Raw genomic sequence first — 14,574 nt, 5'->3', positions numbered from 1 at the left:
TTAACAATAAGATATAAGTAACTAATGACCGTCAGCGAAAACTCTGCTCAAACCAATAATCGGATTAGAAAACTGCCGCCGCTACTGGTCAATCAACTGGCTGCAGGTGAAGTGGTCACTCGCCCCGCGTCAGTAGTGAAAGAACTGATTGAAAATGCGATTGATGCGGGGGCAACCTCTATTGATATTCGCATTACTCAAGGGGGCATGGGTATTATAGAGGTGGCTGATAATGGATGTGGCATTCATCCGGATGACATGATAATGGCGGTAACGCGCTTTGCTACCAGCAAGATAGCAGATGTGGCACACTTACAAGGCATAGCGACGTTAGGCTTTCGAGGGGAGGCATTAGCAGCCACCGCAGCGGTGTCGAGAATGACCTTGAAAAGTTGCTGTGACCATCAGGGTATCGGTCGAGAGTTGAATGTCGCTGGAATATTAGAGGATACCCCAGAGCTTATACCGGTGGTTCATCCTCAAGGGACGACAGTAACCGTCAAAGACTTATATTTTAATGTTCCTGCGCGGCGTGGGAACTTAAAGTCTATTTCTACTGAATACGCCCATATTGAAATGGTGGTCAAGCAGTTGGCGTTAGTGGCAAGTGATGTCAGCTTTAGTCTTTGGCACAATGACAAGCGCCGTTATAATTTTACGGCGATTCATCCAACGGATATTGCCCAGCATATTAGCCATGGACATGATACGAGTCAGCCAGAGGTCCTAAAGTCAGCGCTAATGCAATCTGTGCTGGCTCGATTAAAAGCGGTATTACCGGGGTCACATCAGCAAGCTAACTTACTTGATGATACTAACCTACAACCAATTGATATAAGTCTTGAAGGCTTGCAATCACACGGAGCAGTTGACTATGAGAGTCAACAGCTGGGTATTAATGGCTTTTTAATTCCCAGTGTTGTGCCTATTATTAACCCAGCTTACAAGCTGATATATATCAATGGGCGATTGGTAAAAGACAGACGTATTTCGCAAAGCTTGCGAGAGAGTGCGTCAATGACAATGTTTAGTGAAACCAATGCTAATACTAATACTATAAGCAGCTTAGGATATGTGCTGTTCTTTAATCTTCCCAAGGACTGGCTTAACTTAAACGTTCATCCTTCAAAACAGTGCATCAAAATTCAGAATCTTGCTAACATTACAGCTCATTTAGAAGTGGGGGTTAGAGATGCTCTACAACTGTGGCAAAAAAGACAATCGCAACAATCCAATACGAGATCTAGCCAGTCTAGAAGCTCGTCGTCATTAACCCCTCAGCAAAGCTCGTTAAAACACAGCACATTGCAACAAAGCTCATTAACACACAGCATTGATTCTAAAGGTATAGAAAACGCTGGCAAAGTTAATATGGGGGTAAATGAATCGTATACCCCTTATGAGCCTGACGGTCAGTCAAAAGGCCACCGTCCTTATTTAGCGACTGGTGAGGGGCATGAATTAGAATCAAGAAATGTCCATAATCCCGAATTAAGCGGCTTTGAGATAAGCAGTTTTAAAAACAGCAGCTTTCAAAACAGTAGCTTCGAAAACAGGCACCCTAATAACCCGTATACACGTCATTATTATAGGGTGAATAACAAACAAGATGAGTCAAATTTAGTACATACAGGCTCACAAGCACAATGCCTTTATATTATTCAAAGTAGTGAGTTAATTCAAAATAGTGAATTAAATGAACACTTATTCAAACAGTGTCAAAAGCGCCTATTAGAAGTTCAGGTAGAAGTTCAGCTAGAAGCTCAGATAGAAAGTGATGCAGAAGATCAGCTAGAGGCTCAAGCTAGCTTTAATTTAGTTTTAATACAGTATAAAAGCGATGTGTTTGTGATTGAAGAGCAAACTTTGCTAGAAGATCTGCTGTTAGAAGATTGGTTAGAAACAGATTCAAGTGATCAATCAATGGACATCAATGACTATTATCAGTGCACAGATATTACTGACAAAATTAATTGGATAAATATGGCACTCTTATCTCATATTCAACAGAGTCAACTGGAACATCGTCATTTGCATGACAAAAGTGAAAATGAAAATATAGAAACACGACAAATAGATCAAAAAGTTAATGATGAGAATAGGATATTCTCAAATAAGGCGTCAAATTTGAAGCAGCAATTAAGTGATTATGCCCTCACTCAGATGTCTTTTAAACAACTTATTGAGTTGATGTTAACCAGTCCCTATATTCGCTTATCCAAAAGAGTTTAATACAATGAGTCCAAATTTGAGCATAAAGCCTCTAAGTCAGTCTAAGCTACCAGATAATGCTGTGGTTTGCTTGATGGCGCCAACAGCCAGTGGTAAAACGTCTTTGGCTTATGAGCTTTACGATACTGGTCGATTTGAAATTGTCTCAGTGGATTCAGCGCTGATTTATCGTGACATGAATATTGGCACGGCAAAACCTACCTCTGAAGAGCTGGAACAATATCCACATCATTTGGTCGATATTATAGATCCTACCGATACTTACAGTGTTGCAAACTTTGTCGCAGATGTAGAGCGTTTAATTGAGGAGATACATAACCGAGGCAAAATACCGTTATTGGTTGGTGGTACGATGATGTATTATATGGCGCTGTTTACAGGGTTGTCTCCAGTGCCAGACACAGACATTGAGGTACGAGAAGAGGTCGAGTCTTGGCGCCAACAAGCGGGCATTGAGGTATTGCATAACTACTTGACCGACGTCGACCCTGTCATCGCGCAGCGGTTACCTGAAGGTGACACCCAAAGAATTACGCGTGCAGTAGAGGTGTATAAACAAACAGGTAAGCCTCTAAGCTATTGGCAACAACTTCCTAAACAGGTGCTATCAGATAATCCAGATCAATACTGGCTTGGAGTAGCTGTCATGCCTGATAGGCAATGGCTACATCAACGCATTGAACGACGGTTACAACTCATGTGGGAGGAAGGCTTCTTTGATGAGGTTATCTCTTTATTAAAAAAATATCCTTTATCACCAGATATGCCATCGATGCGCTGTGTCGGGTACAGACAGGTAATTGACTATTTAATCGAAACGGCTCATCCTATGACAGATAGGATGGTATTATCTCATCGAGCTGTTGAAAATAGTGGGCATCAATGGGAGGCGGCCGACCTTGACCTTGCTTGTCAAGACATGAAAAATAAGGCATTATATGCGACAAGGCAACTTGCAAAAAGGCAGTTTACATGGCTTAGAAACCTAGTGGCAACTCATTCAGACCCTGCTTTATTCGATAACAATTCACTTGATAGCAATACGCTTGATAGCAGTGATTCACAGAGGGATCGTAAGATATATCATGCTCCTTTGAGTGAAACGAGAAACAAGTCTATTCAACAATTTAAATCAATTAATGACGCAAAAGAGTATCTACTTTCATATATTTAATGTTGTTAATTAGTAAGTAAACGTAAATTATTATTGGAAAATACATTAAAAGTATAATTATAAGTAATACCCTAATTATTATTGTCATCCACTTATAATAAATTAAAATTAAGGAGACACCTCATGTCCAAGGGACAAACATTACAAGATCCATTTTTGAATTCTTTGCGAAAAGACCGTATTCCAGTCTCTATTTTTTTAGTCAATGGTATCAAATTACAAGGTCAAATTGAGTCATTTGATCAATACGTTGTCTTACTCAAAAACACTGTCAGTCAGATGGTGTACAAGCATGCTATTTCAACCGTCGTTCCTGCTCGAAATCCACGCAGTAGTAGTGCCTCTACAAGTGGGTCTAAGCCAGTGGCTGGATACCAAGGTGGGTTTGGCGCTACGCCAGCGGTATCTGGTGGTTTTGAGCGCGGTGCGCCCGGTTTTGAGCCAGGTGGGTTTGCAAGCAAGCGTACAGGTTTTAACCGTAGCGGATTTTCAGATAGAGGGTTTAATCAAGAGCGTGGAGGTTTTATCCAAGAGCGTGGCTTTGGTGTAGAGCGCGGTTTTGAAGGCGATCGATCGTTTGACTCTGATAGAACATTTGGTGCAAACCGTCCACAACGTGGCTTTGAGGAACGTAGCTTTGAAAAGGGTGGGTTTGATGCCCCGACACAACCCCATCATAATGACGATAGTAATGATGACTTTGGCGATGATTAAAAATTAGAGTTAATTTAGCTCTTTCTTTCTAGGGATTCATTTTATCGCTTATACATATGACGAATGTTTAGATTAATTTTATATATTTATGCCTGCTGAAATGCAGGTTTTTTTACGATTTAAAAGTTATGATGACATGTCTGAATGCATCTGAATGATGCGAAATATGCTAAACTATTATCCGTTGTAATGCCCCTAATCATATACTACAGACCTAGCTATCTATGAAACCTTCTACTTCTTCATCGCCACCCGAACAGTATATTCAATATGCAATTGACGCCATACGTACCGAACAAGAGGCTTTAGAGCTCTTAATTGAACAGTTGGATGAGCGGTTCGTACAAGCCTGCGAGCTTATCCTAAACTGTCAAGGTCGAGTAGTCGTAACCGGTATGGGAAAATCAGGACATATCGGACGAAAAATAGCCGCGACTTTCGCCTCTACTGGCACTCCTGCATTCTTTATGCATCCTGGTGAAGCTGGGCATGGTGACTTGGGCATGTTAGTTTCAGGAGATGTACTGCTAGCGATATCAAATTCGGGTGAATCTGATGAGATTAAGACATTATTGCCTGTTGTGAAGCACCTAAAGATTCCCCTAATTAGTATTAGCCGTGATAAACGAGGTATGTTGCCTAAGTCAGCTGATGTTGCCTTAACCTTAGGTGCATTCGAAGAGGCGTGTCCACTGGGTTTAGCACCTACATCAAGTACAACGGCTACTTTAGCACTAGGAGATGCCATAGCGGTAGCCTTAGTTCACTCTCGTCATTTTACCTCTGAAGATTTTGCATTATCACATCCTGCTGGCACTTTAGGCCGTAAGTTATTAATGCGAGTCAGTGATTTAATGCATCAAGCGGAAACAAATTTAGAGTTACCCATTGTCTCTAAAGATACCCGTTTACATCAGGCACTGTTTGTAATGACCAGTGGTCGTCTGGGTATGGCAGTGGTTGTGGACAGTCAACAAAAAGTCATTGGTATCTTTACAGATGGTGACCTTAGACGCGCTTTAGAAAAACACATCGACTTAGATACCCCTATGTCGGAAATTATGACACCTAACCCCAAGCAAGTTTCAAAGGACTTGCGTGCATCAGATGCGCTTAGTGTGATGAATGAGAAATCTATCAATCAGTTACTGATAGTCGATGACAGACAGCATTTAGAAGGAGTGATTACCATTCATGACTTACTTCAAGCTGGGGTTAGTTGAGTCTTCACAGGGTCTACAAGATTATATAAATTTAGAAGTTTCGCAAAGCTTCTGAAATGCCTGTCAATAATAGAATCATGTGGGTAAGTACGTATTATAATTAAAAACTAGAGGTTTAATATGCAAGATTTAGTGAAAGCGGCAAGTAAAGTCAAACTGTTGGTATTAGATGTCGATGGTATCTTATCTGATGGTCATATTACTTATGATGACAATGGCATTGAGACTAAGTCTTTTAATGTAAAAGATGGGATAGGGGTAAAGTCTGTAAAATTAGCTGGCGTGAAAACGGCTATTATTACTGGTCGTTCAAGTCCTATGGTGAGTAAGCGTGCCAAGGAGATGGAAATTGATTACGTTATTCAAGGTCGAGATGATAAACTTGACGCTCTAAATCAATTATTGTCTGACTTATCTATCCAACTAGAAGAATGTGCTTATATGGGCGATGACTTACCTGATATTAAAGCACTACAGTCAGTCGGGTTTTCGGCAACCGTTCCTAATGCTCATCAAGAAGTCTTAAGTCGTGTGATGATGGTAACAACCAAAGCAGGCGGTGAGGGAGCGGTACGAGAAGTGTGTGACTTAATCTTAAAGGGTCATGGTAAGTATGAGCAACACCTTATCGAGTATATACTGGATAAATAGTGTCGGCTTAGTATGATTTTATAGTCGTTATTGGGTGATTCAAAGTAGTATTTGAACGCTTTCATTGTCATACTCATATTTATCATTGGCAACATAATTTTAAGTGAATATTAAGTATTATTTACGCTAGTTTTATTTAAGGGCATAAAGAGGTGTCATGAATACTCGTTTTTTATTTATTTTATCCTTGATTGTTGCCCTTTTTGCGGTATGGTTTTATCGTAATGAAGGTGATCTTGACTCTGTAATAAATTTATCCACCTCTAATATTGAATATGAAGCGACCGATATTTTAGCGGTCCAGACGAATGATGAGGGGGTGGCGGAGTATTCTCTAACTGCTGATAATTTAACGCATTATTCGGATGACAATCTTGATAAATTAGTTTCTATGACGTTAAATTGGCGACCTAGTGCCTCACAAAATGTGGTGATTAATGCAGACGAAGCCAAAATGTATCATGAGCTGTCTAAAGTAGTGATGACCAATAATGTGATGTTTTCAAGTCAGGCGAACCCTTCATTAACGGATGGTTATCAGACCGCCCGAACAGTCAAACCACCCTTAAAGCTGGTGGCTTCTGAATTAATTGGTGATTTGGAACAAAAAAGAGTTTATAGCGAAAAACCCATTGAGGTAACTCAAGCTGATAATAGCTTTGAATCGCAAAGCTTTAACGCTGATTTAACAACTGGCGACTATGAGTTTGCAAAAGTAGCGGTCACTTTTATGCCCCCAACCCGTAAAGATGAGCCACTTTTTTGATATAAAGAACAGCCTAAGTGATTGATTGAATCAATACTTAATTTCTAGTATTGTTTGCGAACCGATAGGTTTATTAACAAAATAGACTGACAGATATCCATATAATGGATTATATTGAGTGAACTTATACCTTTTATACAAGTTATCCTATCCTTATTAGACTTGGTCAGGCTTTTGAAATGAACCTACTTTTTGTAGCGTTTGCAGTATCCTCACTCGATAGGTTAATTTCTATACTTGCTTAAACTTACGGTTTATCTAGAAAATGATTTTATAACCCCTAATAGCTTGATCCTAATTAGCTTTAACCCAATTAGCTTATTTAAGCTTCTATTATCAGCCATACATTAACGCCATAATTTTAGGAAACATACTGTGAATCAACGCTCTAAAATCCTAGCGCAAATTTGTTCAAATAAATATTCGAAAGGGTTAACTGCTTTAGCAGTACTATCGGCGACCTTTGCGGCATCAACGGTTTCGATAACTGCCTCGGCTCTTCCTTCTGATGCCCAACAACCCATAAGATTGTTAGCGGATAGGGCAACCTATAGTGAGCGTACGGGCGTAACCTCATATTCAGGAAATGTAACGATTACCCAAGGAACCTTAAAATTAGCTGCTGACAATATAACAGTTAACTTATCAAACGGTCGTAGTATTCAGTCGGCAGTTGCTACTGGTCGTCCTGCCACTATGCAACAAATAGTCACTCAAGAAAAAGGGTTGGCGAAAGGGCAAGCCAATAAAATTGATTACAATGCACAAAATGGTATCGTGACGTTGACGGGGAATGCAAAGCTAACTCAAAATGGCGCTAGTTTTTCTGGTAACGTGATACGTTATAGTCTCAAGGTGGGGGATGTAGAAGCCACTGCTGGCGGCAGTCAACGCGTTGAGCTAATCTTCCCACCCAGTTCAACCTCGGGTAATAGAACAGGAATTAGGTAGGCCATGAGTAACCCAAAGAATGAACACCCTGATTCAGATGTTAATGTTACGGTAGATGCAAACCCAGACTCAGACATAAGCTTAGATAATAAGGTAGATGAGGGTTTTCAATCCTTAGAACACGTATCAGATTTAGGTGATATTCCCTCAGCTTCTGAAACTGCCTTGACGATGCGAAATCTCGCCAAACGCTATGGTAAGCGATGGGTTGTAAAAGACGTTTCTTTTAGCGTTGAACCAGGTCAAGTGGTAGGGCTGTTAGGTCCTAATGGCGCCGGTAAAACAACCAGCTTTTATATGGTCGTGGGTTTGGTTAATATGGATAAAGGCGTGGTAAGACTTGGCGGCCAAGATTTATCAAAATATGCGATGCATGAACGCGCGCGTGCCGGTATTGGATATCTACCACAAGAAGCCTCCATTTTTCGTAAATTAACGGTTGAGGATAATATCCTAGCGATATTGCAAACCCGTAGTGATTTAAATAAAGCCGCTCAACAACAAGAGCTTGAAAAGTTGATATCTGACTTTAGCTTAAGTCATGTGCGGAACTCTTTGGGTATGAGTGTATCAGGTGGTGAGCGTCGCCGCTGTGAGATTGCACGTGCACTGGCGGCTAATCCAAAATTTATTTTGCTCGATGAGCCATTCGCAGGGGTAGACCCTATCTCGGTGAGTGATATTAAAGACGTGATTATTGCTCTAAAATATCGCGGTATAGGGGTATTGATAACTGATCACAACGTGCGCGAAACGTTAGCAATTTGTGAGCATGCTTATATTGTCAGTGAGGGATCGATCATTGCTCATGGGACTTCTGAAGAAATCTTGAATAATGAGTTGGTACAAGAGGTTTATTTAGGTAGAGATTTCCAAGCATTGTGTTAGGGTGTGTCCTCAATTCTTACTATTGTATTTTTTTAAGTGATATACCGACTAAATAGCTAGCCGACTTTAAAATGGGTTAGCTATTTCTTTTTGTTTTCAAGCGCTGCGATACCGCAACTGCATTTTTCCTAATTATTGACTCCTAAACCCCTAACTTTCAAACTACTCTTACTATTAATAGATTAATAGCCAGTCACCTCAAATATTGTCAACTGTTATAGTCAAATGTTTATGCAGAATATGTTACCTGTGCTGGAGCGAAGCGAAATTAACGCTGTAAGCTTTGACCACTACCGTAAGCTTTAACGACTAAGAGCAGCACTATAATTATCCATTCGTTCGTATTATTGATCAACTGTCTAAACAGGGGCGCCATTTATGTCAAAATCTAAAACCAGTTACGTTTGCCAAAACTGCGGGGCATACTTTGGTAAATGGTCTGGACAATGTTCGGATTGTGGCGAATGGAATACCCTAGTAGAAGCGCCAAATGTCAGTTTACCGCATCATAAGACATCAAATAAGTCACCCGTATCTTCATCTCGCGCTGCGGTGGGTGGTACGAGTGCTAATAAGGGCGGAGGAGGAGGTAGCTCGGATCGGCTTAATTATTCAGGATCACAAAGTGGGGTAGTGTCTTTAGGCTCTGTGAATGTGACATTTGACACCCGATTACCAACAGGTATTAGCGAATTTGATCGGGTATTAGGCGGCGGATTGGTCGCAGGCTCGGTAGTACTGATCGGTGGTGATCCCGGTATAGGCAAGTCAACTATTCTATTGCAAACTGCCGCAAATATGGCGGAACCAGAATCTTTATCAGGTAGTGCATTGTACGTCACTGGAGAAGAGTCGTTGTCACAAGTGGCAATGCGAGCTCAGCGGTTGGGTCTATCTAGTGATTATCTAAAAGTGATGACCGAAACCAATGTTGAGACCATATGTTCTGCATTGACTCAAGAACAGCCCGCTGTTGCCATTATTGACTCTATTCAAACGATATATACGGATGCGATTAATTCTGCGCCTGGTGGGGTAAGCCAAATCCGTGAGTCGGCTGCGATGTTGACGCGTTATGCCAAACAAACCGGCACCGCTTTATTTTTAGTGGGTCATGTGACTAAAGAGGGCACGTTAGCAGGGCCTCGTGTATTAGAGCATATGGTAGATACTGTCTTATACTTTGAAGGGCAGTCAGACTCAAGGTTTCGCATGATTCGGGCGGTTAAAAATCGCTTTGGAGCAGTGAATGAACTAGGCATTTTTGGTATGACGGATACAGGCTTAAAAGAAGTCGCCAATCCTTCGGCCATATTTTTAAGTCGTTATGACAAGCCGATATCAGGTTCTGTGGTTATGGTAAGTCGTGAGGGTACAAGGCCTTTACTGGTTGAGGTACAGGCTTTAGTAGATGACTCTACCGGTCAGCCAAGACGTATGGCGTTAGGGTTAGATCAGCAGCGATTGGCAATGCTACTCGCTGTCATGCATCGTCATGGAGGTATTCACACCAGTGGTCAAGATGTCTATGTCAATGTGGTTGGCGGTGTCAAAGTGATGGAAACCGGTTCTGATTTGGCTGTATTGTTAGCGTGTGCCTCAAGTATCAAAGAGAAGCCCCTTCCATCCTCATTGGCTGTATTTGGAGAAGTAGGATTGTCTGGAGAGATTAGACCAGTTCCTAATGGACAGGAGCGATTGAAAGAGGCGATGAAGCATGGTTTTACACATGCTATCGTACCTAAAGCCAATGCCCCGAAAAGTCTGATGGGACAATTTAAGGGCATAAACGTTATTACCGCAGATCGTCTAGATGATGCCATTGACAGAGCTTTTGAGCTTTAGTCTTGAAAAGCAGCTATTTAAAAGCAACTATTTAAATGTGGTGTTAAAAGTTAAAATTTTATTACTCATGTCATTTGATTAAGCTAATTTAAAAACGTTGCCGTTTAGTAATATTTATAGAAGTGGTGCACAGGACCATGTCCTTTACCCACATGCAAATCATCGGCATGGCTTAAGGCACCGGTCAAGTACTCTTTTGCTTTGCAGCAGGCTTTATCAAGACTATCACCTTGACCCCAATAAGTGGCAATAGCGGCAGATAGTGTACACCCAGTACCATGGCTATTTTTAGTCTTGATACGTTTGCCTTCAAACCATTGATAACTGTCATCAATGCGCAGTAAGTCAGGCGACTCATCCTGCTGTAAATGTCCTCCTTTTAAAAAGGTTGGTACTACCAAAAGTTTAGCTTGGTGAATCATATCTTCTCTAGTAATGGCTTCGGTTTCACTAAGTAAATCAGCTGCTTCCGGTAAGTTGGGTGTGATCAGACCGACTTTAGGGATTAGGATATCGCGTAACGCTGTTATAGCCTCTCTATCTAAAAGTCTGTCACCGCTTTTTGCCACCATCACTGGATCTAAGACAACCTTATTGGGTTGGTACTTATCGATAGCTTCTGCGACACATTGAATCACGTCCGCTGTACCCAGCATACCAATTTTGACTGCATCAATCTTAACATCACTGAACACGGAATCGATTTGTGCGCGTATTAAATCAATCGGCATGATTTCAACTTGCTGAACACCTTGGGTGTTTTGGGCGACAACTGAGGTAATAATACTCAGGGCATAACTGCCATTAGCGCTGATGGTTTTTATGTCGGCTTGAATACCTGCGCCGCCTGTGCAATCTGTGCCGGCTATAGTGAGAATATTTGTTATCATTTTATTTTTCCTTATTTAAGTCTTACCAAAAAAAACCAACATAATTTATATCATCGTCTTATTTATTATGAAGATTAATAACAATGACATTGTGTTTGGCAACTCTTACACTTATTTATTACTGTTTGAAGTTTATAGAATATATAAATGAATTAAAGGTTAGGCGTTAGCGCAGAAATTAATCGTTTTGAGGCGTCTTTAGGACTATTGGTAGCACATATCGCTGACACCACCGCAATGCCGTTGCATCCTGTTCCGTAAACTGCTTGAGCGTTATCAAGATTAATACCCCCGATAGCGACTGTAGGTAATTGACTGACCTCAACCAGATGACGTAATCCCTCTATGCCAATAGGTGCTGCGTGATCACTCTTGGTATTTGTAGCAAAAATTGGACCAACTCCAAAATAATCTAGCAGATCTAGGTAGTGAGTATGAGCATACTGCAATTGATCTATTGTATTTATGGACAGGCCTAACCATGCCTCTGGCCCTAAAATCTCTCGTGCTTCAATGACGTTCAGATCACTCTGACCGATATGTGCGCCATCGAGTTTGGCTTTTTTAGCGATATGAACTTTATCATTCATGATCAATGGTACACGGCCATCAATGGCTTCTTTGAGCTCACAGGCTACCTTATACAAGGTGTCATCATCAGATATCTTGTCCCGCAATTGTACGAAGCTCACCCCGCCCTCTATGGCATCGCACACTGTATCGATAAGTCCTTTTCCTTGACACATATTATGATCAGTAACTAAATACAATGTCAGCGAATCAGCATTCTTAGCCTTTGGATACATTGGTAAACATCGGTGGTTACTATCAATAGAGTTCATAGTTTTATTGTCTCGCTAAACACATGTTAGTGACGGACTGCGCTATTTAATAACTTTTAATTTACAGACCCATGTCTATCTCAAAGAATACGCTTAATATCATGTTAAATAAAACCTATCTTACATTAAAATAAGACATTTGTTTGTTAATTGATAAAATATACTGTCAACAGTATTTTTATAAGTTTCTCATAAAACCTTAAATAATGCGATAGCTAAGAAAAAATTATTTATTATTAATAAGTTACCGAAGTATAGTAACTTATAATGTCATTTAAGTGAAAATTAAGGGGTTACGTTTTATAAAACTAAGAAACGACTAATTGATGAATATACAGTCAAAGAAGTTTAAAATACTTTCAACGCAACCGAGTGCAAGTATTATTACAGTAGGCTTAACGAGGTTAACACTGTAATCGTTTAGTCGTTTAGTTCGCAGACTATAAAAACGAAATTAGAATGTAAGTGCCTAACATTAAGACAAAAAAAAAGACCTGCAATGCAGATCTTTTTTTATCCATACTCTTTAGAAAACAGAGAAGGGTGTATTATTTTATTTTAATGTAGATTTAGAGTAGGTTGTCTTAATATGACTAATTGTCAAAGATACCATTAATAATAACTATGGCGAACCCACTTTCTCAATCGTAACATTCGTAATACCGCGGCTAACTAGACCAATCTTTTTGGCAGCACCGTAAGATAAGTCAAGAACACGGTTACCATGGAATGGACCACGATCATTTACTTTAACCACAACGCTTTTACCATTAGACTTATTGGTTACTTTTAAATAAGTATTAAAAGGTAAAGAGCGATGTGCAGCAGTCATGGAATGCATATCAAAACGTTCACCACTGGCAGTTTTTCTGCCATGAAATTTGCCGCCATACCAAGAAGCACGACCACTTTGTTTGAAATTATTGACCGAGTTTGAAGCCACTAAAGTAAGATGTGAAAGCACATCTTCATCATCTGTAGTTACCATGTTAGCGTTTGATTTAATCAAAGCACTATTGGTAGCAAGTGAAGTAGGTTCAAAAGATGTTTGAAGTAAAGAAGTCGGTTGGTTTTGTTTGCGTGCTAACTCATTGAGTACACTGTCGATATCGCTTGGGCTTTTAACGCTGATAGTTTGCTTAGTTTCAGTAGCAAGAGCTAAATTACTCGCTCCTACTATGCATGCTAGCGCACATAAAGCTGATGTGAATTTCTTCATAATTGCCTCGTAAGCATTTATCTAATGTCATAGAACTCAAAAGATTATGCATTTACTATTAAAATATACCTTTAATTGAAAAATAAATTAAAGATTAAAACTAATTGAATAAAAGATTACAGAGATTATTAATACTGACTGTAAAACCTTGAGTGCTAAAGATACACAACAAGTGTCACAAAGAAATGTGTCAGTGTTGTGTTTTTGTAACTTAACATCAATGGCACTAATATTGCAAGTGACGCTAGAGTTCAGCCCCTCTTTACTAATGACTTAAAAATACCGCTTCAGGCTATAAAAATACTGAACTCTAGGTAATTGAAACAGGTATTAAAAGTTAAAAATACCTTATTTTTAAATTAGTTCAAAATTTTCGATATTTATAAGATTAATCATAAATGACTTCGACAATTTCAAACTCAACGACACCGCTTGGCGTTTGAATACGGGCTTCATCACCCTCGGACTTGCCGATCAAGCCGCGAGCTATAGGTGAGTTAACTGAGATTTTGTTATTTTTAAAATCCGCTTCATCATCCCCGACTATCTGATAGCGTTTCTCTTCTTCAGTATCTAAGTTCTCAATCACCACAGTCACACCGAAGACAACTCGACCTTCACGAGGTAGTGTAGAAGGGTCGATAACTTGGGCGGCGGATAACTTAGCTTCTATATCACGAATACGAGCTTCACAAAATCCTTGTTGCTCACGAGCAGCATGATATTCAGCGTTTTCTTTTAAATCGCCATGTTCACGAGCTTCTGCAATAGAGGCGGTAATACGGGGACGATCAACCGTTTTAAGTTGTTTAAGCTCTGCTTCTAACGCAGCATGACCTTGGGGTGTCATAGGGTAACGTTGCATATCATCTTCCTCATATACATATAGATGAACAAAATTAATAAGTAAAAAAATCCCACAGCACCCTTCATTTGGGTCCTATGTGAATTAAAAATAAAGAATAAAGAAAGTGATGACTATCGTACTAAAGATAGTGTACTAAAATTAACCACTATAGCCTTAGGCAAACTAAAGAGCGACAGCGTTAACCTTACTAAGCCTACTAGAGTAGTACTTGGGCTTGGTTGGCTTGTATCTCATTTAGATACCTATAACTATATAAAAACTTAAACAAATAAAATGCTTACAAAACCTGCTTATAATAAAAATTGCTAACC

General features: G+C 39.9%; 13 protein-coding genes. 9 read left to right on the top strand and 4 right to left on the bottom strand.

Annotated elements, in window-relative coordinates; all coding sequences use genetic code 11:
* The first annotated feature begins 24 nt into the window (after nt 1-24).
* The 9 genes from mutL to radA all read left to right on the top strand — a co-directional run bounded on the left by mutL (nt 25) and on the right by radA (nt 10,444).
* Entirely contained in the window at nt 25-2,232 is a 2,208-nt protein-coding gene (gene mutL, locus AC2SLT_RS06190) for a DNA mismatch repair endonuclease MutL (RefSeq protein ID WP_486546762.1), read from the top strand.
* Nucleotides 2,233-2,236: 4 nt separating this feature from the next.
* A complete protein-coding gene (gene miaA / locus AC2SLT_RS06185) occupies nt 2,237-3,406 on the top strand; it encodes a tRNA (adenosine(37)-N6)-dimethylallyltransferase MiaA (protein WP_486546761.1) in 1,170 nt (389 codons plus the stop codon).
* A gap of 123 nt (nt 3,407-3,529) precedes the next feature.
* Nucleotides 3,530-4,120 (top strand): RNA chaperone Hfq, encoded by a 591-nt coding sequence (hfq, locus tag AC2SLT_RS06180; protein WP_486546760.1) that lies wholly within the window; start codon nt 3,530-3,532, stop codon nt 4,118-4,120.
* A 224-nt stretch (nt 4,121-4,344) separates the two neighbouring features.
* Nucleotides 4,345-5,343 carry a KpsF/GutQ family sugar-phosphate isomerase gene (locus AC2SLT_RS06175; protein WP_486546759.1) on the top strand — a complete coding sequence of 333 codons (999 nt, stop codon included), beginning with the start codon at nt 4,345-4,347 and terminating at the stop codon, nt 5,341-5,343.
* A 120-nt stretch (nt 5,344-5,463) separates the two neighbouring features.
* Nucleotides 5,464-5,994 (top strand): KdsC family phosphatase, encoded by a 531-nt coding sequence (locus AC2SLT_RS06170; RefSeq protein WP_486546758.1) that lies wholly within the window; start codon nt 5,464-5,466, stop codon nt 5,992-5,994.
* Between the two features lie 157 nt (nt 5,995-6,151).
* The gene (lptC, locus tag AC2SLT_RS06165; RefSeq protein WP_486546757.1) at nt 6,152-6,760 is read left to right on the top strand and encodes an LPS export ABC transporter periplasmic protein LptC; all 609 of its coding nucleotides are present in this window, start codon (nt 6,152-6,154) and stop codon (nt 6,758-6,760) included.
* A 483-nt stretch (nt 6,761-7,243) separates the two neighbouring features.
* Entirely contained in the window at nt 7,244-7,711 is a 468-nt protein-coding gene (gene lptA, locus AC2SLT_RS06160; protein ID WP_486546829.1) for a lipopolysaccharide transport periplasmic protein LptA, read from the top strand.
* Nucleotides 7,712-7,882: 171 nt separating this feature from the next.
* Nucleotides 7,883-8,599 carry an LPS export ABC transporter ATP-binding protein gene (lptB, locus tag AC2SLT_RS06155; RefSeq protein ID WP_486546828.1) on the top strand — a complete coding sequence of 239 codons (717 nt, stop codon included), beginning with the start codon at nt 7,883-7,885 and terminating at the stop codon, nt 8,597-8,599.
* Between the two features lie 378 nt (nt 8,600-8,977).
* Nucleotides 8,978-10,444, top strand: a complete 1,467-nt coding sequence (radA, locus tag AC2SLT_RS06150; protein WP_486546756.1) for a DNA repair protein RadA — start codon at nt 8,978-8,980, stop codon at nt 10,442-10,444.
* 104 nt (nt 10,445-10,548) lie between these two features.
* Here the strand turns inward: radA and thiD are convergent, their stop codons facing one another.
* The 4 genes from thiD to greA all read right to left on the bottom strand — a co-directional run bounded on the left by thiD (nt 10,549) and on the right by greA (nt 14,260).
* On the bottom strand, nt 10,549-11,334 hold the full coding sequence (gene thiD, locus AC2SLT_RS06145; RefSeq protein WP_486546755.1) for a bifunctional hydroxymethylpyrimidine kinase/phosphomethylpyrimidine kinase: 786 nt from the start codon (nt 11,332-11,334) through the stop codon (nt 10,549-10,551).
* Between the two features lie 152 nt (nt 11,335-11,486).
* Nucleotides 11,487-12,176, bottom strand: a complete 690-nt coding sequence (gene thiE, locus AC2SLT_RS06140) for a thiamine phosphate synthase (RefSeq protein WP_486546754.1) — start codon at nt 12,174-12,176, stop codon at nt 11,487-11,489.
* A 622-nt stretch (nt 12,177-12,798) separates the two neighbouring features.
* The gene (locus AC2SLT_RS06135; RefSeq protein ID WP_486546753.1) at nt 12,799-13,395 is read right to left on the bottom strand and encodes a septal ring lytic transglycosylase RlpA family protein; all 597 of its coding nucleotides are present in this window, start codon (nt 13,393-13,395) and stop codon (nt 12,799-12,801) included.
* Between the two features lie 388 nt (nt 13,396-13,783).
* On the bottom strand, nt 13,784-14,260 hold the full coding sequence (gene greA / locus AC2SLT_RS06130; protein ID WP_486546752.1) for a transcription elongation factor GreA: 477 nt from the start codon (nt 14,258-14,260) through the stop codon (nt 13,784-13,786).
* Nucleotides 14,261-14,574: the final 314 nt, after the last annotated feature.

It is taken from the genome of Psychrobacter sp. CX18, from assembly GCF_057396215.1.
The sequence above is the reverse complement of the archived record's forward strand: the minus strand, read 5'-3'. Positions and strand labels throughout refer to the sequence as shown.

Bases quoted from the DNA above. Each gene is read 5' to 3' on its own strand.
- mutL (WP_486546762.1), top strand. From the start codon at position 25: ATGACCGTCAGCGAAAACTCTGCTCAAACCAATAATCGGATTAGAAAA.
- miaA (WP_486546761.1), top strand. From the start codon at position 2,237: ATGAGTCCAAATTTGAGCATAAAGCCTCTAAGTCAGTCTAAGCTACCA.
- hfq (WP_486546760.1), top strand. From the start codon at position 3,530: ATGTCCAAGGGACAAACATTACAAGATCCATTTTTGAATTCTTTGCGA.
- AC2SLT_RS06175 (WP_486546759.1), top strand. From the start codon at position 4,345: ATGAAACCTTCTACTTCTTCATCGCCACCCGAACAGTATATTCAATAT.
- AC2SLT_RS06170 (WP_486546758.1), top strand. From the start codon at position 5,464: ATGCAAGATTTAGTGAAAGCGGCAAGTAAAGTCAAACTGTTGGTATTA.
- lptC (WP_486546757.1), top strand. From the start codon at position 6,152: ATGAATACTCGTTTTTTATTTATTTTATCCTTGATTGTTGCCCTTTTT.
- lptB (WP_486546828.1), top strand. From the start codon at position 7,883: ATGCGAAATCTCGCCAAACGCTATGGTAAGCGATGGGTTGTAAAAGAC.
- radA (WP_486546756.1), top strand. From the start codon at position 8,978: ATGTCAAAATCTAAAACCAGTTACGTTTGCCAAAACTGCGGGGCATAC.
- thiD (WP_486546755.1), bottom strand. From the start codon at position 11,334: ATGATAACAAATATTCTCACTATAGCCGGCACAGATTGCACAGGCGGC.
- thiE (WP_486546754.1), bottom strand. From the start codon at position 12,176: ATGAACTCTATTGATAGTAACCACCGATGTTTACCAATGTATCCAAAG.
- AC2SLT_RS06135 (WP_486546753.1), bottom strand. From the start codon at position 13,395: ATGAAGAAATTCACATCAGCTTTATGTGCGCTAGCATGCATAGTAGGA.
- greA (WP_486546752.1), bottom strand. From the start codon at position 14,260: ATGCAACGTTACCCTATGACACCCCAAGGTCATGCTGCGTTAGAAGCA.